Annotated in this window: 17 protein-coding genes and 2 tRNA genes; 4 read left to right on the top strand and 15 right to left on the bottom strand. The window is 38.4% G+C overall.

The genetic code is table 11. The features are described from left to right. Positions 1–15 precede the first annotated feature (15 nt). The 4 genes from AC3B5D_RS07565 to AC3B5D_RS07580 form a co-directional block, all read right to left on the bottom strand. Complete coding sequence (locus AC3B5D_RS07565; protein WP_489840650.1) at positions 16–1,467, bottom strand: 6-phospho-beta-glucosidase; 1,452 nt, start codon at positions 1,465–1,467, stop codon at positions 16–18. Between the two features lies 1 nt (position 1,468). Beyond that, positions 1,469–1,792, bottom strand: a complete 324-nt coding sequence (locus AC3B5D_RS07570; protein ID WP_489840649.1) for a PTS lactose/cellobiose transporter subunit IIA — start codon at positions 1,790–1,792, stop codon at positions 1,469–1,471. Positions 1,793–1,872: 80 nt separating this feature from the next. Continuing rightward, entirely contained in the window at positions 1,873–2,196 is a 324-nt protein-coding gene (locus tag AC3B5D_RS07575) for a PTS sugar transporter subunit IIB (protein WP_489840648.1), read from the bottom strand. Positions 2,197–2,224: 28 nt separating this feature from the next. After that, positions 2,225–3,682 carry a 6-phospho-beta-glucosidase gene (locus AC3B5D_RS07580; RefSeq protein WP_489840647.1) on the bottom strand — a complete coding sequence of 486 codons (1,458 nt, stop codon included), beginning with the start codon at positions 3,680–3,682 and terminating at the stop codon, positions 2,225–2,227. A 175-nt stretch (positions 3,683–3,857) separates the two neighbouring features. Between AC3B5D_RS07580 and AC3B5D_RS07585 the strand changes: the two genes are divergently transcribed. Further along, positions 3,858–4,547, top strand: coding sequence for a GntR family transcriptional regulator (locus AC3B5D_RS07585; protein WP_489840646.1), 690 nt, complete (start codon positions 3,858–3,860; stop codon positions 4,545–4,547). A gap of 96 nt (positions 4,548–4,643) precedes the next feature. Here AC3B5D_RS07585 and hflX read toward each other — a convergent pair whose 3' ends face one another. Then, the gene (hflX, locus tag AC3B5D_RS07590) at positions 4,644–5,930 is read right to left on the bottom strand and encodes a GTPase HflX (RefSeq protein ID WP_489841182.1); all 1,287 of its coding nucleotides are present in this window, start codon (positions 5,928–5,930) and stop codon (positions 4,644–4,646) included. A gap of 7 nt (positions 5,931–5,937) precedes the next feature. Continuing rightward, entirely contained in the window at positions 5,938–6,609 is a 672-nt protein-coding gene (locus tag AC3B5D_RS07595) for a histidine phosphatase family protein (RefSeq protein ID WP_489840645.1), read from the bottom strand. Between the two features lie 221 nt (positions 6,610–6,830). Here AC3B5D_RS07595 and AC3B5D_RS07600 point away from each other — a divergent pair. The 3 genes from AC3B5D_RS07600 (at position 6,831) to AC3B5D_RS07610 (ending at position 8,048) form a co-directional block, all read left to right on the top strand. Beyond that, positions 6,831–6,902: transfer RNA gene (locus AC3B5D_RS07600), tRNA-Glu, on the top strand. Between the two features lie 32 nt (positions 6,903–6,934). Then, positions 6,935–7,006 (top strand) — tRNA-Glu (locus tag AC3B5D_RS07605). A 232-nt stretch (positions 7,007–7,238) separates the two neighbouring features. Next, positions 7,239–8,048 carry a Cof-type HAD-IIB family hydrolase gene (locus AC3B5D_RS07610; RefSeq protein ID WP_489840644.1) on the top strand — a complete coding sequence of 270 codons (810 nt, stop codon included), beginning with the start codon at positions 7,239–7,241 and terminating at the stop codon, positions 8,046–8,048. A 195-nt stretch (positions 8,049–8,243) separates the two neighbouring features. On the opposite strand, the gene AC3B5D_RS07615 is transcribed toward AC3B5D_RS07610, so the two are convergent. The 9 genes from AC3B5D_RS07615 to adhE form a co-directional block, all read right to left on the bottom strand. Further along, positions 8,244–9,452 (bottom strand): NRAMP family divalent metal transporter, encoded by a 1,209-nt coding sequence (locus AC3B5D_RS07615; protein ID WP_489840643.1) that lies wholly within the window; start codon positions 9,450–9,452, stop codon positions 8,244–8,246. 33 nt (positions 9,453–9,485) lie between these two features. Then, positions 9,486–10,235: a LamB/YcsF family protein gene (locus AC3B5D_RS07620; protein WP_489840642.1), complete on the bottom strand. Its 750-nt coding sequence runs from the start codon at positions 10,233–10,235 to the stop codon at positions 9,486–9,488. A 13-nt stretch (positions 10,236–10,248) separates the two neighbouring features. Beyond that, complete coding sequence (locus AC3B5D_RS07625) at positions 10,249–11,037, bottom strand: putative hydro-lyase (protein WP_489840641.1); 789 nt, start codon at positions 11,035–11,037, stop codon at positions 10,249–10,251. After that, the gene (locus AC3B5D_RS07630) at positions 11,030–12,358 is read right to left on the bottom strand and encodes an acetyl-CoA carboxylase biotin carboxylase subunit (RefSeq protein WP_489840640.1); all 1,329 of its coding nucleotides are present in this window, start codon (positions 12,356–12,358) and stop codon (positions 11,030–11,032) included. The genes AC3B5D_RS07625 and AC3B5D_RS07630 overlap by 8 nt, the downstream gene beginning before the upstream one ends. A 16-nt stretch (positions 12,359–12,374) precedes the next feature. Beyond that, complete coding sequence (locus AC3B5D_RS07635) at positions 12,375–12,782, bottom strand: acetyl-CoA carboxylase biotin carboxyl carrier protein (protein WP_489840639.1); 408 nt, start codon at positions 12,780–12,782, stop codon at positions 12,375–12,377. A 12-nt stretch (positions 12,783–12,794) separates the two neighbouring features. Further along, complete coding sequence (locus tag AC3B5D_RS07640) at positions 12,795–13,799, bottom strand: 5-oxoprolinase subunit C family protein (RefSeq protein WP_489840638.1); 1,005 nt, start codon at positions 13,797–13,799, stop codon at positions 12,795–12,797. Continuing rightward, entirely contained in the window at positions 13,799–14,527 is a 729-nt protein-coding gene (gene pxpB, locus AC3B5D_RS07645) for a 5-oxoprolinase subunit PxpB (protein ID WP_489840637.1), read from the bottom strand. Before pxpB ends, AC3B5D_RS07640 begins: the two co-directional genes overlap by 1 nt. 334 nt (positions 14,528–14,861) lie before the next feature. Continuing rightward, positions 14,862–15,692: an exodeoxyribonuclease III gene (locus AC3B5D_RS07650; protein ID WP_489840636.1), complete on the bottom strand. Its 831-nt coding sequence runs from the start codon at positions 15,690–15,692 to the stop codon at positions 14,862–14,864. A gap of 106 nt (positions 15,693–15,798) precedes the next feature. Next, positions 15,799–18,492: a bifunctional acetaldehyde-CoA/alcohol dehydrogenase gene (gene adhE / locus AC3B5D_RS07655; protein ID WP_489840635.1), complete on the bottom strand. Its 2,694-nt coding sequence runs from the start codon at positions 18,490–18,492 to the stop codon at positions 15,799–15,801. Positions 18,493–18,738 lie beyond the last annotated feature (246 nt).

Consider the following 18,738-nt stretch of genomic DNA (forward strand, 5'->3'; position numbering starts at 1 on the left):
CTTTAAATAAACGTCCTAATCCAGATCAACACCATTGGATGCAATAACTTTTTGGAACCATTTGAATGAATCTTTATAATATCGGTTACCAGTTCCTTGACCCATATCATCCAAATCAACATAGATAAATCCATAACGTTTCAACATTTCACCCGTTGAAGCAGAAACCAAATCAATACCTGACCAAGGTAGATAACCAATTAATGGAATGCCATCTAAAACAACACCTTGTTCCATTGCTTGAATGTGTCCTTGGAAATAAGCAATGCGATAATCATCGTGAACTTGTTTATCACCAGTCAACTTGTCATAAGCACCAAACCCATTTTCAACAATAAATAGTGGTTTATGCCAACGATCCCACATCCAATTCATTGCCCACCGAATACCGACTGGATCAATTTGCCAACCCCAATCCGACTTTTGTAAGAATGGATTATCACCATGATTTTCATCTTCGTTGTATTCTAGCCACTCATCACCTGTATCTGATACTGTCCATGACATATAATAAGAAAAGGCCACGTAATCCACCGTATTTTCAGCTAGGACTTTTTCGTCAGCCGCCGTTATATCGATCTTGAATCCTTTATGCTCCCAGAACTTCTTTACCCAATTTGGATAAACACCATTAGCATGAACATCACCCCAGTAATAGCGTGTTTGCATTGCTCGTTGTGCCATCAAAATATCAGCTGGTTTTGGTGAGGCGGGATAAATTGGATTCATTGATAACATGCAGCCCACTTGGATATCAGCATTTATCTCTTTCGCAATTTCATGAGCATGTTTTGTCACTAGCGCCGAAGCAACTAATTCATAGTGTGATGCTTGATACATCAGCTCTTGTGCTTCTTCAGGTTGGTAGTCTTTCAAACCCGAATTTTGCAACATCGGATGTGGGTTCATCCACTCTGTCTGATTCGTGATCTCATTAAATGTCATCCAGTATTTGACACGATCACCATATCGGCGTATCACAGTATCTGCAAATTTGACAAAAAAATCAATCACTTTACGATTACGAAAACCACCATATTCATTCACTAAATGTAATGGCATTTCAAAATGACTGAGTGTGATCACGGGTTCAATCCCATTTTTATGCATCTCATCAATCATTTGGTCATAAAACGCTAATCCAGCTTCGTTTGGTTCTTCTTCGTCCCCATTAGGGAAAATACGTGTCCAAGCAATTGATGTTCGAAACGCTTTCAAACCCAATTCTTTCATCATTTTAAAATCTTGTGGATAAGTATGATAAAAATCAATGCCACGATGATTTGGATAGTTACCATCTGGTAAAACAGTATCTGTGACTTCTCGACGAACACCGTTTTTACCTGCTAACATCACATCAGCAATTGAAACACCCTTACCATCAACATCCCAAGCACCTTCTAATTGGTGTGCTGCCACTGCGGAACCCCACAAAAAATCTGCTGGCATTTGATATCCTTTGACCATGTTAACCCTCCAATGCTGCAACACGTTTCATCAGTGCAATCAATTCGACTGCCATATCACGGAAAGTAATCGCATTCATTAAGTGGTCTTGACCATGAACCATATACAAATCAATTTCTGTATGTTCACCCTGCGCTTCTTTCGTTAGCATATCCGTTTGAACATCATGCGCTTCTTTTAGTTCTTGGTTAGCCAATGCCATCGCTTCATCAGCTTCATCATACTTACCTTCTTTTGCTAACTGAATTGCTTGGAAAGCTTGTCCTTTTGCATTGCCACCGTGCATAATTAAGCCCATGACAACTGTCATACGTTCATCGTCCATGATGAATTCCTCCTATTAATAAAGGCAACGCGTTGGCTTATTAACTCATTCGTTCACCTTTTACTTATTATTCGTATCGACTATGCATTCATTAATGCTTCAGCTGCTGCCAAAACCTTATCACCCTTCATCATGCCATAGTCCATCATGTTGATAACATCCATTGGAATTCCTGCAGCATCTGTCTTTGACTTCACTTCATTCTTCATATAGCTCACTTGTGGTCCAAGTAACAAAACATCTGGTTTCACTGAAGCAGCTAGTTCATTATCAATATCAGCTGTTGACTTGGCAAAGATTTCATAATCCTTGCCACTTTCTTTTGCGGCTGCCTGCATCTTGCTAACCAATAATGATGTTAACATCCCTGCTGCACATGCTAACATTATTTTCTTATCTGCCATTTTTCTATCCCCTTTTTTCTTTTAAAAATTATAAATCAACACCATGTGACGCAATCACATGCTTATACCAATCAAATGAATCTTTTCGCAGACGGTCTCCTGAGCCTTCACCCATATCATCAAGATCAACATAAATGTAACCATAACGTTTACTCATTTCACCAGTTCCTGCTGACACAATATCGATTGGACCCCATGATAGGTAACCAATAACTGGTATGCCATCATTAACGACTGCTTTTTCAACTTCAGAAATATGTGCTTTTAGATAATCAATTCGATATTGATCATGAATCTTGCCATCAACAACCTCATCATAAGCACCAAAGCCATTCTCAACAATCATGATTGGCAATTCTGGATATTGATCATTCAATTCATTTAACGTATAGCGCAAACCTTGTGGATCAATACCCCAACCCCAATCTGAAACTGGAATTTCTGGATTTGGGACAACTTCGTAATGTTTCACATCTTCAAAATTAGTATCCTGGTCGTCTTTTGCCTTGATCACTGTTGAGTTGTAATAAGAGATTGCTAAGTAATCAACCGTTCCTTCATACAAAGCATCTCGATCAGCCGTTGTGATATCAGGTCGATAACCTGTGCGTTCTGCAAATGCTTCAAATTCAGCTGGATATCCGCCACGTATATGAACATCTGAAAACCAATCATGTAACTGACGCGCTTTTTGTGTTGCCAACATATCCGCTGGCTTCGGTGATGCTGGATATAATGGAGCAACATTCAACATCCCCCCAATCATAAAGTCGGGATTAATTTGATGACCAATCTTTACTGCTTTGGCACTTGCTACGAGTTCATAGTGCGCTGCTTGCACCATTGCAGCTAATTTTTCTTCCGGCGTTGTCTGTTTTGGAAATTGTAAACCTGAATTTGTCCAAATCATAAACTCACTCATGACGTCATCAGTTAAATTGGCTTGATTCGAAATTTCGTTATGTGTCATCCAGTAGGTCACTTTGTCTTTATAACGTGTAAATACTGTTGTTGCATACTTAACGAACAAATCAATTAGTTGTCGGTTTGACCAGCCACCATATGCTTTCACAAGATGGTATGGCATTTCAAAGTGATTTAATGTCACGACTGGTTTAATTCCCAATCGATTCATCTCATCAAACAAATCATCATAAAATTTTAATCCTGCTTCATTCGGTTCATCATCATCCCCATTTGGAAAAATACGTGTCCAAGCAATCGATGTTCGAAAGGCTTTAAAGCCCATTTCGGCCATTAAAGCTAAATCTTCTTTGTAAGTATCGTAAAAATAAATACCATGGTGATTGGGATAATTTAATCCGTCAATCACACCATCTGTAATTTCACGGGGTTTATTATTTGCACCCGCCGTTAAAATATCAGCAATCGATACCCCTTTACCATCTCTATTCCATGCACCTTCAGCTTGATGAGCAGCAATTGCGCCACCCCACAAAAAGTTATCAGCTAACTTGAGTCCCATGTTTGCCTCCCGTATACATTCTTTCTTGGTTACAGTCTTTGTCAAATGCGGAATCTTTGACTATTTCAAACTGTATAGGTACACTATAACAGTACATGTACAGTTTTGCAACCGCTTTCATGTAAACTTTTATTATGTGCCATTTGGTATATAATTAATCTAAAGGAGTTAGGTTATGCTTAAATATCAACAAATCGCAAAAGAACTGTTTTTTTATATTAAAAACAATCATTTGCAACAAGGTGATCAGTTACCGAGTTTAACTGAATTAACCGTGCATCATCATGCTAGTAAAGCAACAATTTTAAAAGCCTTAGATGAATTAGAGCGTGATGGTTTTATTTATCAAGTACAAGGTAGTGGGACCTTCGTACGAAATTTACCGAAGGATGATTACATTAACTTTAATATGAGTCATGGTTGGACGAGTGATTTCACACAACAACCAACTAAAAATGCTGATGTTTCTGTGCAAGAAATCTTACCATCCGTGAATATTGCGAAACAATTACATTGTTCAGTTGACACGCCTGTTTTTAAAGTTCAACGTGTTAAACTTCGTCATGATAAAATCTTTTGTTTTGAAACATCCTATTATAATTCGACGTTGGTTCCTTTCTTAAATACAGAAATGGCGACTTCATCGCTTTTTAAATATATTAAGCAAGCTTATAAAATTTCTGTTGGTTTTTCAGATAAATATTTTAATGTCCGTGAGTTAACTGATATCGAAACACAAAAATTAGGTTTACCAGCAAAAAGTTTTGGGCTATCCGTCCATGAGTCTTTTTATTCGACAAGTGGTGAAATTTTTGATTATTCAGAAAATGTTTATCATCACGAAAATGCAAAATTTTATCTATAAATTTTATGACAACTTTTTTAGTAAAAAGGCCGCCAATCCAACCACTATAACGTGGTAGATTGGCGGCCCAACTTTTTCAATAATCGTACTCTGGCTTTAATTATCTATTTGATATTTTGCAAACCGGGCTGCTTGAATTGGTGTTAGTGTCACTGTCAGGACTGTCCCACTTTCATCATAATCTAAAGCATGCACCGTTGCTTGTTCATTTAATTCGTTAACGATCTGACCATCTTGAAAAGGTACGTGTAGTCTGGTCGTCACATAGTCAGCAAAAATATGTTCTTTCACGACATCAATCAAAACATCTTGAGAAGCTTTATCAAGCGCTGATAGGATCAAAGTATCACCTTCCCGTGACGGATAGGTCTGATCTTGTATTTGATCAGCTTTATTGTATACAGTGACCATTGGGATATTCGTAACACCGATCTCTTTTAGCGTTGTTGCTGTTGTTGCCATCATTTCTTGATAATGTGGATCTGAATAGTCAACAACTTGAATTAATAGATCCGCATCTGCTGCTTCTGCTAAAGTTGCTCGGAAAGCTGCAACCAAGCCATGTGGTAACTTAGATACAAAACCAACGGTATCAGATAGCAAAAAATTTTCTTTGTCTGGTAATTGCATCTTACGGACAGAAGTTTCTAACGTTGCAAATAACATATCCGCCTGAAAAACTGTCTTTTCGGGATTATCACCAAAACGGCGAACCAATTCATTCATAATGGTTGACTTACCCGCATTGGTATAGCCTACTAAGGCAACATGACGAATACTTTGTTTCGTGCGATAAGCTCTTCTCGTTGCGTCATCTTCTTCTATATTTGCTAATTCTGCTTGCATTAAAGAAATTTGGTGCTGAATATGACGACGGTTTGTTTCAAGTTTTGTTTCACCAGCACCACGACTAGTAAAACTACCGCCACCACCACCCGTTTGCTGATCCAATCGAACATTCATTGATGTGCGTAATCGCGGTAATTGATATTTTAATTGCGCAATCGCTACTTGTAATTTCGCAACTTTCGTTTTTGCCCGTGAAGCAAAAATATCTAATATTAATGCTGTCCGATCCATGATATCTGCTGACGTACCAGCTTCTAAATTACGAATCTGTGAAGGTGATAATTCATCATTAGTCACAACCATATCTGCTTCATAATAAGTTAGTGCTTCTTTTAATTCAGTGACTTTGCCTTTTCCAAAATAAGTAGATGCATTCGGTTTTTCTAATTTTTGAACGACAGTACCAACAACCATCATATTATTAGCAGCCGCTAAATTAGTCAATTCCGTCATTTCATATGCAAAATTGTCATTTTGCTGATCTAAACCTGCTACAATAACTCGCCGTGTTGGTTGTTGCTCATTTTCAATCATTGCTTTTTTACCATTTTGTTGTTGTGTCATTGTATACCTTCAGTTTCAAATTATCATCTGATACTTCCCAAATCGTAATCGACCCATTTTGAGGTTTCTCAGCTGCTAATTCATGTGACGCATATTTATCCACTAAATTACGAATCAATGTGCCATGTGAAACTGCCAAAATATTTTGACCATCCCGTGTATTACGTCGAATCAATTCCAAACCTTTGTTAACACGTGACCAAAACATATCCGCATTTTCAGCATCTCCAGTTGGATCAGCAGTATGCATAGCATCCATGACATCATCTTGACTAAGACGCGCCATTAAATCACCGTAACTATCTAATTCACCTAAGCCAATTTTTTCAGCAAACAATTGTGAACTTTTGTCACTAGGCAACCCTTCAAAAAAACCAAAAAACTGCTCGCGTAATTGTTGCAATTGTTCTGGTTCTCGTAAGTCACCACTTTGTTTATTACGTGCTAAAACAAACTCTGCTGTTTGAATCGCTCGCTGCAAATCTGACGAATAAGCAGCGTCAAATCTAATATTTTCTAGACGATCTCCCGCAGCGTAACCGTCGGAAACGCCCTTATCAGTTAATGGCGCATTACTCCAACCTTGCATTCGTTCATAATGATTAAAAATTGTTTGTCCATGACGTACAAGATATAAATTGAATGACATTCTTGGCTCCTCTGTATTGTTCATTTGATTTTTGTTATTTTGTTATGATGTAATTACTTATAATTGTATCATTAAGTACTCTTTTCCTCATTATGTTGTCCACTTTTATGTACAAAATAGCAAACTGATCGCCCTACGAGGTTTCTTAAATTAGTATATTGACAGAAAACCGGTTTCCCTGTATAGTTAATTATTGTTGTTAAGACAACGATGATAGTGTTGGCCCAATGGTCAAGTGGTTAAGACGTCGCGTTCTCAGCGCGGAATCCAGGGTTCGACTCCCTGTTGGGCTATTCGTTTATGGCTTTGTCACCATTATCATCATGGCCCAATGGTCAAGTGGTTAAGACGTCGCGTTCTCAGCGCGGAATCCAGGGTTCGACTCCCTGTTGGGCTATACATTAGGGATTTCATCAAATAATAATATGTTAACGTGATTACTGATATGATTAAGTAATCATGTTTTTTTGTTTTCCAATTAAATCTTTATGGCCTATCATATGAAATCAAAAGTTATTCAGATTAATTATCAAGTGATGACATATTTCATTAATTAGGTACTTTATTTGCTTTTTTACAATAAATCCCTTATTATGAAAACGCTAACATAATAAACTGGGGGAATCTTTATGACCATAAAATTAATTGCGTTAGATATTGATGACACATTACTTAACTCAGACGGTAAAATCCTTACTAGCACCAAAGTTGCGTTAGAAGAAGCATTGCACGCTGGCATAAAAATAGTGCTATGTTCTGGCCGCCCCCTACCAGGCGTCCAACCTTTTTTGCAAGAATTAAACGTTCATGGTGATGAACAATACGCCATCACATACAATGGTAGTGTCATTGAATCAGTGACTGGTAACATCATTAATAAATTAGTTTTAAGCAATCAAACTTATCGAGAAATTGACAACTATGCAAAACAACATCAATTGCCATACTACGTTTTAGACGAAGCTGGTGAAGTTTATACAAGTAATCGAGATGTCAATCGCATTGCTGTTATTCAAGCGTGGGAAAATAATGCTGGTATTTTTATTCGTACGCCTGAAGAGTTAGACAATAATTTTACCATTGTCAAAGCTGCTTTTGTTGGTGAAGTTGAACAATTAAATCAAGCCGAAGCTGCTGTTAAACAAGTTTTTGGTGATACTCATTATGTTGTTCGTGCCGCTAGTAATTTTCTAGAAGTCATGAATAAAGCTGCTAATAAAGGGGCTGCACTAAACATATTGGCTAATGAATTAGCGATATCTCCTGATGAAGTGATGGTATTTGGCGACGAACAAAATGACATACCGATGTTTGATTTTGCTGGTCAAGCCATTGCTATGGGCAATGGCTCTGACATTGCCAAAAGCCATGCAACTTTTGTCACTGATACCAATGATCATGATGGCATTGCAAACGCATTAAATAAGTTCGTATTTTAAATTCATTTTAGACATAGCAAAAAGCTTGCAAGCTGCTAAATCATTAGCATACTGCAAGCTTTTTTAATAAAGAACTTAAAATATTCTATAAAAGGATAGAGAATTTAAATCCTAATATTTAACCATCTTTATGTGATTCATTATTTTCAGTTCATTCATGGCATTACACAATTGTTAACATATGACAACAGTAAACTAGAGGCTGATATTCATCAACGCTTTAATACCAGCGTACGCCATGAATACTACAACAATCCAACCAGTATACAATAACCAACGTGGATGATGATACTCTGCTCCCATGATCTTTTTACGAGTTGCAGCAATTAACAAAATGGCTAAAGCAATTGGCAAAATTAAGCCATTCAAAGCTCCTGCAATCACTAACACTTTGGCTGGGTTACCAACGATGTAGAAAACAGCCGTTGAAGCAACAATAAACAAAACAATTAACCAAGAACGCCAATTTTTACGACCCATTTGATTCTTGTTATAATCCAAAAAAGAAATCGACGTAAAAGTTGATCCCAAAACGGAAGTCATTCCTGCTGCCAATAATAGTAATCCAAAGAATTTATAGCCAAAATTACCTGCGGCTACCTTAAAAATCGTTGCGGCTGGATTAGCAGGATCCAATTTCACACCAGTAATGACAATTGCTAAGCCGGCTAAGAACAACATAACACGAATGACTGAGGCAACACCAATTCCTGTCAGTGCACCTTCATTGACGTATTTAATGTTGTCAATACCCTTAACGCCTCCTTCAAGCAGTTTATGACCACCTGAAAAAGAGATATAACCACCAACAGTACCACCAACGATTGTCACAATCGAATAAAAATCAACAGAGGTCGGCGCAAAAGTATGAACGATTGCACTTTGATATGGTACAGTTACCACTGCCAATATATAAATTAAAATACAAACCTTGATGATCGCCAAAATTTGGACTGTTCGATCAACCACTAGCATCGCGTTACGAGCGAGAAATAACACAATGGCACATGCTGCAGCAATCAAAGCACCATTTTCAGGCGATATACCAAACAAGACGTTAAGCCCCAACCCGGCACCACCAATATTACCAATATTGAAGGCAAAACCACCAAAAACAATTAAGGCGGTTAACACGTAACCTAAACCAGGTACGATTTCATTTACCAATACTTGTGCATGCTTACCAGAAACAATAATAATACGCCAAATGTTTAATTGCACAACGATATCAACAATAATACAAATCAGAATGGCAAAACCAAAATTAGCGCCCATTTTCCCTGTAAATGTTGCAGTTTGTGTTAAGAAACCTGGACCAACAGCTGCCATGGCCATCATGAAGGCAGCACCCATTGCAACATTTAACGGTGATCTTTTTTTAATTTGTGGCTCTTTTTCTTTCATAACAGCTATCTTCCTTTAAACAATTTTTTTATTTTAAATGGCTTTGACTGCAATTCCCTCATCTATAAGTGCTTGATGAATTTTCTTAACAAATGCTACTGCCTTAACGCCATCTCCATGAACACAAATCGTGTCAGGTACGATTTCAATCGTTGTCCCATCATGTGCCTGAACAGACTGCGTTTTAATCATTTGTATCACCCGAGAAACAGCAACATCTTCATCAGTGATCACTGCATCAGGTAAACTACGCGACATTAAGCTACCATCTGGCTCATAATTTCTATCAGCAAATACTTCCTGTGCAAACGGTAAGCCAATATCTTGCGCAGCATGAATTAATTCGCTATTGGCTAAACCAACTAAAATTAAATCAGGATCTACTGCATAAATTCCCTCACAAATCGCACGCGCGAGATCATAATCTTTGGCCGCCATATTATATAAAGCCCCATGCGGCTTAACGTGATGCAATTTATGGTCTGCACTAAAAGCCTGTAATGCACCTACTTGATAGCGCATTTCTGCTTTAGCGGTTTGTGGATCAATTTTCATCTGGCGACGGCCAAATCCTTGCAGATCACGTAATCCCGGATGTGCACCAATTGCAACGTTATTTTCACGAGCCAAATTAACAGTACGTGCCATCACTTCCGGATCACCAGCGTGAAAACCACAAGCAATATTTGCCGATGTAATATATGGCAACACTTCTTCATCTAAGCCTAACTTATAACGCCCAAAACTTTCACCTAAATCACAATTTAAATCAACCTGTACCATACACTATTCTCTCCTATAAAATATCAGCTAATTGATTATCCTTTATATCCGTCACCAACATATGTCCTGGTGCATGTGTTATCACAAATTCAGGCTTACTTTGCATAACAACCTGTTGTGGTGTGACCCCACAGGCCCAAAATACAGGTACCTCGCCCGGATAAATATCGACTGCATCTCCAAAGTCTGGCTGATTTAAATCAGTAATACCAATGGTTTCAGGATGCCCAATTTGTAAAGGCGTACCATGGACTTGTGGTAACCTTTCAGTAATGGTAACAGCTTTAACGACTTGGGATTCTGGTATTGGTCGCATGCTGACAACATAATTGCCATGAAATTGACCCGCCGCGTTGGCTTCAATATTGGTACGATACATTGGTACGTTGCGCTGCATCGTAATATGGCGCATTTCAATACCGGCAGCAATTAATGCTGCTTCAAATGAAAAACTGCAGCCAATTAGAAATGACACCAGATCCTCACGCCACAAATCGGCAACGTCAGTTGGTTCACTCACCAATTGACCGTTTTCATATACTCGATACTTTGGAAAATCTTTTGCAAGATCCACATCTTTCGCAAACGTTCGTAATTTGCGTGACCCCATATCAGCTACCTCTAATATGGGACATGGCTTTGGGTTACGCTGAGCAAACAAAAGAAAGTCATATGCTTGTGCCTTAGGCAAAATAACTAAATTTGCCTGTGTATAACCAAGGCAAAGGCCACTTGTCTGACCAGTAAAGACGCCTGACCGAGCTTGGCGTCGCAGTTCTGTTGGTGTTAATTGATTAGCCATCATCATTTTCTCCATTCGTCAAACGTTCAATAAATTCAATGTCAAAGTTATTCGCCAAAAAGTCGGTATTATTTAACAATTGATATAAGAAATCAAGATTCGTCCCGACACCCATAATAACTGTTTCTTCAATCGCAACTTGCATCTTTTTTACTGCAATATCGCGAGTTGCACCATATGTAATAATTTTTGCAAGTAATGCATCGTAATTTGCCGGTACTTGACTACCGTTATATAAGGCGGTGTCAACTCTAACATTGTTGCCACCTGGCAAATGTAATCCCTCAATTTTGCCAGGTGTTGTCGCTGTAATCCGACACTCTAATGCATAGCCATTTAATGTGACATCTGCCTGTGTCATGGTCAATTTTTTACCAGCAGCAATATTTAGTTGTGCAACCACTAAATCAGTGGCTGTAATTATTTCTGTAATTGGATGTTCTACTTGAATTCTTGTGTTCATTTCCATGAAGTAAAACTGACCCGGACCAGCATATAAAAACTCAATTGTCCCAGCACCCAGAAAATTCAATGCTTTAGCCGCCCGACGAGCTGTCGCTAACATGTCATGACGCGTTTGCTGATCAATTGCACTAGGTGCTTCCTCCATTACCTTTTGATGATACTGTTGCAGTGAGCAATCGCGTTCACCAAGTGAAATGGTGTTCCCATAAGCATCTGCCAAAATTTGTACTTCAATACGTCGCGGACGCACAATGAATTTTTCAAGATACATTTCTGGATTATCAAAGGCTTGTTGTGCTTCACCTTTTGCTAGTGGAAATTCATGCAATAATTGATTCTCATCGTGGATCATACGCATCCCTTTGCCACCACCTCCAGCTGCTGCTTTCAACATCACTGGGTAACCGATATCATTAGCTTGTGTAACAGCCATATCTAGCTCTGTGAATCCTTCACGACTTCCGGGAATGACTGGTACATCTGCATCTTGCATTACCTCACGCGCTTGCGCTTTATCACCAAGTAAACGAATTGTTTCAGCATGTGGTCCAATAAACGTTAATCCCTGTTCTTCACAAAGTTGAGCAAAATCTGCATTCTCTGATAAAAAACCATACCCCGGATGAATAGCGTCCGCACCCGTCATCAGTGCTGCTTGAACAATACTATCTTGATTCAAATAACTCGCCTGTGGATTAGCTGGACCAATACAGACAGACTGATCAGCCATTTTAACATGCATCGCATTTGCATCAACGGTTGAATAGACCGCTACTGTTTGCAAATTTTGTTCGTGACATGCCCTAATAATGCGAACAGCAATTTCACCACGATTTGCAATTAATACTTTTTGCATTTAACCACTTTCCTATCTATTCAATTTCAAATAATGGTTGATTGAACTCAACATCTTCTTCATTGGCTGCTAAAATTTTAATAATTTTACCTGAACGATCAGCTTTAACATCGTGAACCATTTTCATTGCTTCAATCACACCAATTGTTTGGCCTGCTTCAATGTCATCACCAACTTTTACAAAAGGTGGTTCATCAGGGCCTGGTGCAGTATAGAAAATCCCCACCATTTGGGCATTGATTGTTTGGGCAGTTTGCAGATCATCACTGACAATATCACTTGGTTCTGATTGCAGTGCCATTGATTTTGTGCCATTTAACTGGCGTTTCAAATGAAAGTGAACATCTCCCTGGGTGTAATCAAATGTTGTGATTTGATTCTCTTTCATCAGCGCCATAATTGATTTCATTTCTTCTAAGTCCATTTGTTAATCCCCCTATTTTTCAAAAATATGACTTAAGCGCTGCGCCATTTTACGTTCAGGATGATTTGTCATCGCCATAAACTTCGTCTTAATTGCTTTTATTTTGGTGTTTTTTTCATGTAATAACCGTTGGCTGAGTGCTAAGTCAATGAGTTCAAACCTCAATTTTTGTCCAGGCTTTAACTGAACGGTTTTACTTAAGTCAACACTTGAAATGACTGCCATCACCGGGTAACCCCCTGTTGTTTGTCGATCCGATAATAAGATAATCGGCTCACCACTTTTAGGAACCTGAATACCACCTAAAACAGTCGCTTCTGATAACATTTCTGGTAATTGATTCGTATCCAATGGCTCGCCAATTAACCGCATGCCCATTCGATCAGAATTTTTGCTAACTTCATATGATTGACTAAAGAATTGTGTCCGAATATCTTGATCAAACTGGTCGTATTCTGGTCCCTTTGTTACTCTGATTGTTACCTCAGATTCATCAGAAATGTTTGAGAACATGACATGCCGTTGATTTAGATTTGAAACGGCAGGCGCTGGTTCTACCGTCTTAATATAGTCACCCTGCTGTAATGAGCGCCCTTTAAAACCACCAATGCCATATTTCAAACTTGTTGCATAGCTCTGCATCACTTTCGGTACTTTGATGCCACCTGCAATCGCTAAATAACCATAGCGTCCTTTGATTGTTGGCCCAATGACCAAAGTGTCACCTTTTTTCACATCAACGGCTTGATTCATTGCTATCTGCTGATTATTGATTTTCCCGCTGACGGTTGCCCCAGATAATGCAATCACGGTCGCCGTTGTAAACGTGATCGATGGTCCTAAAACACTATATTCTATCAAAGGTGTCTGATAATCATTATTCACTAAAATATTCGCTAACGATGCTGCATCCGTATCCATCACGCCAGATGGTGAAAACCCGGTTGCCAAGCCAGTCATTCTACCAAAATCCTGTATCGTCGTTAACAAGCCGCCGTCGATAACTCGAATTCCCATTACGCCATCCCTTCTTCTACTTTAATTTGGTATTGTCCCTCCTCATCAAGACGATGAATTTGGTTGAACTCTGCAACTGTAATTGGGTCAAAATGAACATAATCACCCGCCTGATAATAAAAGGGATTGTCATTTTCAGGTCGAAACAATTTCAATGGTGTCTGTCCAATAATTTGCCAACCACCTGGCGATGTCATTGGATAAACACCTGTCTGTTCACCAGCAATACCAACAGCACCAGGATCAATAGCTAGTCGAGGCGTTGCTAATCTGGGCGTTGCTAACGCCTTATCCATACCACCCAAATACACAAACCCTGGTAAAAAACCTAACATGTAGATCAAATAATTTGGCTGCGTGTGTCGGTCAATAATTTCTTGTATCGACAAACCACTATGTTCCGCAACATGTGCCATGTCTGGACTAAATGATGCTTCATAACATACTGGAATATGAACAACTCTTTTTTCTTGCTGATCAATTTGTTGCGCTTGACTAGCACTAACTTGAACTATCTTCGTTAATTCATCAAAAGACAATATTTCTGGATCATAAAAAATGGTCAAAGTGCGAAATGCTGGCACCAATGCTGTTAGACCATTAATATTCTGAATTGCTAATTTTTTTTGTAGCATGCGAATAAATTGATTGATTTGTGGATCAACAACGTTAGCAAATGTCACGTTGATAGCCGAGTCTCCTGCTGGAAAAATCGAAAACTCATTCATTCTTAATTACCTCTTTCTAAATTAAAAATTAGTTAGAATAAATTCTATCACAAATTTATTGCAATGCGATTTACTTCTGAATTTAGCGAACAATAATTTTTATATTCGTTAATTATTAACCGTTTTATTAATATTGTAAAGTCTTTATTCCATTCGGTATTAAAAATATCTGATACCAATGATTTAATTTATATAATATGAATAATTAAAAAATAATTAAAATAACGTCTTGCTTGATGACGATTTTATTTTATAAATCATATGATTATCTATTTAATTAATAACAAAAAAAAAAGAGATTAAGACCCACATTGTCCAACCTCTTTCTTGTACTTTAAATTGTAAAATTATCCGTCATTGTTAACATAATTGGCGCATGATCTTGACGGGCACCTGTATCGATCACTGACATCTCAGCTAATTGATCAGCTAAACGATTAGAAGTTAAATAATAATCAATTCGCCAACCAGAATTGTTGATTTTTGATGTTTTTGAGATTTGCGCCCACCAAGTATATATACCTGTTTGATCTGGGTGTAAATAACGAAATGTATCCGTAAAACCAGCATTCAATAACTGACTAAAATGTTCACGTTCTTCATCTGTGAAACCCGCTTTTTTGTGATTTGACTTAGGATTCTTCAAATCAATTTCTTGATGCGCCACATTGAAATCACCCGAAAAAATAACCGGTTTTTGTGCATCTAATTGTTGTATATATGCTCGGTAAGCATCATCCCATAACTGACGATCATCTAAACGTGCTAAACCACTACCAGAGTTTGGTGTATAAACTGTTGAAACATAGGTATTAGCAAATTCAAGCGTGATCACTCGACCTTCAATATCCATATCACCTGGTGCACCAATTTCAGGCATTTCTACTCGAAGTGGCTCATGCCGAGTTAACATCATTGTACCAGAATAACCTGAACGCCCCGTGCTAACACGTAAATAACGGTAATAATTGGGGAATAATTCATCTAATGCGCGTTCTTGCTTCGCTGTGAGTCCCGTTACTTTTAATTTTGTTTCTTGAATTGCTAACACATCTGGCTGTTCTGCGGCCAAATTTTGTAATACTTCCCACGTCATTTCACCACGTGGTGACTTGTGTTCAACAGCTGCATTGATACTATCAATATTCCATGATATAAACTTCATTTTGCCACCGTTCCTCTTTAATCATTCTATTCCCTATTATTATAACAAAAAATAATCCCTGGCTGACTACTACGTCGATCAGCCGGGGATTAATTATCACGAATGATTAAAATTGATCTTTCAACAGTTGTTCAATTTCACTTAGTCGTGGTTGACGAGGATTACCTGGTGTTGTTTGATCATTGTAAACCAGATCCATTAATCCTGACAGCTCACGATCAAAATCTTCACGCTTAACGCCATTACCAGACAATGTCAAATTCATGTCTAACTTTGCAGCCAAGTCCTTAATCTTACGAATTAAGGCAGACACTAATTCGGCATCATTCTTTCCTGTCAACCCAATATGACGGGCAATATCGGCGTAATCTTTTTGTGCCGTGTATGTTTCATAACGTGGGAATGGTGTCCGCTTAACGTTACCAGTCACACCATTAAATTTAATCACATGTGTCATTGCAATTGAAATTGCCAAGCCGTGTGGCAAACCAAACGCACCACCTGTCTTGTGGGCAATCGCATGATTCAATCCCAGGAAGGCATTTCCAAATGACATACCAGCTAAGGTTGAAGCATAGTGCATCTTTGAACGTGCTAATTCACCTTCCTTAGTTGGATGCTTTGCATCATAGTGGTATGAAGACTCCAAATAATCAAAAATCAGCTTGATAGCTTGCAATGCCCATGGTCGTGTAAACTCTGATGACATGACTGAAACATATGATTCTAACGCATGTGATAATGCATCCATTCCTGAATAAGCAACAGTACGACTTGGGACTGTCATGACAAATTCTGGATCAACAATCGCAACTTGTGGTGTTAACTCATAGTCAGCTAGTGGATACTTCACATGTGTCTCATCATCAGTAATGACGGCAAATGGTGTCACTTCAGAACCTGTACCAGATGTCGTTGGAATAGCGACCATTTGTGTCAAGCGTTGGTGCTCAAACTTCACGATACGCTTACGAATGTCCATAAACTTTTGTGCTAATTCTTGGAATAACTCTTTTAGACCTTCATCATCATACAAAATACCCGGCTTTGTTGCTGAGTATTCATATAAGAAACGGGCAATTTTACCAGCATCTAGTGCTGAACCACCACCAAGCAATACAACTGTATCAGGCTTGAAATCCGCCATTTGGCGAGCAATATCAATGGCTTGTGAAATCGTTGGATCCGGACTAACTGATCCATAGAATGATGTTTTGACTTGATCTTCACGTAAAGCAAATTGATCCAAAATTCGGTCAACAAAACCAAATTTCACCATACCGGGATCGGCAACAATAAAGGCACGGTCAACATCTGGTAATTCTTGTAAATAAGTCACTGCATTTGCTTCGTAATAAATATCTTTTGGTAGACGAACCCACTGTGGGCGATTACGACGACGAGCAACGGTCTTAATATTTAACAAATCATAAGTTGATAAATTATGCGACAATGAATTCTTCCCCCAAGTACCAGTTCCAAGCGTTAGTGATGGTCGCAAAGCGTCTGTATAAATATCCCCAACACCACCAATTGAATCAGGTTGGTTAACCAAAATACGAGATGCTTCGACTCTGTCTGCATATTCTTTAACAAAAGGATCGTCTTGTGCCCCAATTTGAATGGCAGCATTGTGACCAGCCCCCTGATAGTTCAACAATGCGCGTACAATTTCAACAGCTTCATTACGATCTTGTGCTTTATAAATCGATAATAATGGACTTAATTTTTCTGATGACAACGGTTCCCCGATATGCCGCTTGTCAAGCTCAAATAACAAAACATCCTTATCGACTGGTAACTTTAATCCAGCTTGTTCAGCAATCCAACGACCAGAACGTCCAGCAACTGGACCCGTCACACCATAACCATCTGCCGTTGGTTTAAAAACAAAATCAGAAATTTTTTGATAGTCTTTCTTAGGTGTTAAATAAGCGCCCTGCTCTTGAAGCTTGCGTAACATCTCATCATAGATGCTAGCATCGATAACAACTGAATTTTCTGATGCACAAATCATCCCATTATCAAAACGCTTTGATAGTAACAAATCAGAAACAGCTCGATCAACATTGGCTGTTTTGTCAACATATACAGCACCATTTCCAGCACCAACTCCCATTGATGGATTACCAGAATGCAATGCTGCATTGACCATTGATGGACCACCTGTTGCTAAAATCGAAGCAATATTTGGATTTTTAATTAAAGCATTCGTCGCATCAATTGATGGTGTTTCTATCCACTGCACAAAATGTTTTGGTGCGCCTGCTGCTAACGCTGCTTCGTAGACAATCTTAGCTGCATGAGCAGAAGATTTTTGTGCTTGCGGATGGAACGCGAAAACAATCACGTTACGTGTTTTAGCCGTCAACATTGATTTAAAAATCGTTGTTGATGTTGGGTTGGTCGTTGGTACGATTCCAGCTAGAATACCAAGTGGTGCAGCTAATTCAACCTTCCCCCTGATTTTATCTTCAGAAATCACACCCACTGTTTTATCATTCTTGATTGCGTTATAAACGGATTCAGAAGCAAATCGGTTTTTCGTATCTTTATCTTCGATAACACCGCGTCCAGTTTCCTCATATGCTTCATGAGCAAGAAGTAAAGCATTTTCAGAACCTGCCAAGGCCATGGCTGCGACAATTTTATCAACTTGCTCTTGCGTGTAAGTTTCAAATTCTTGTAAAGCAACAGCTGCCTGATCAACTAATTTATTAGTCATTTCTTCTGCAGCTGCATAGTGTGCTGCTTTTTCTTCAGGTGTCAGTACTTTTTTCTTTTTCATCGTAGTAGTCATTGTATCTACCTCTCAAATGGTTTAAAACAAATTAACTTTGCTCATCTTTTAACAATGTTAATTATAGCAAATGCACAGCCTGTGTCAACACTTTAAATCGCAATTAATCAAGCTTTCATTGTTTTTTTTATTATAATCAGTAATTATTAAAATTAAAAAATTCCCTTATATTGCTCATCTTTTAACAAATAAAACGCTTACATTTTTGCGAACTATCTCTTTTATAAAAATGTTTTTTGTCAGTAA

This window comes from Weissella sp. ESL1177 (genome assembly GCF_058107185.1).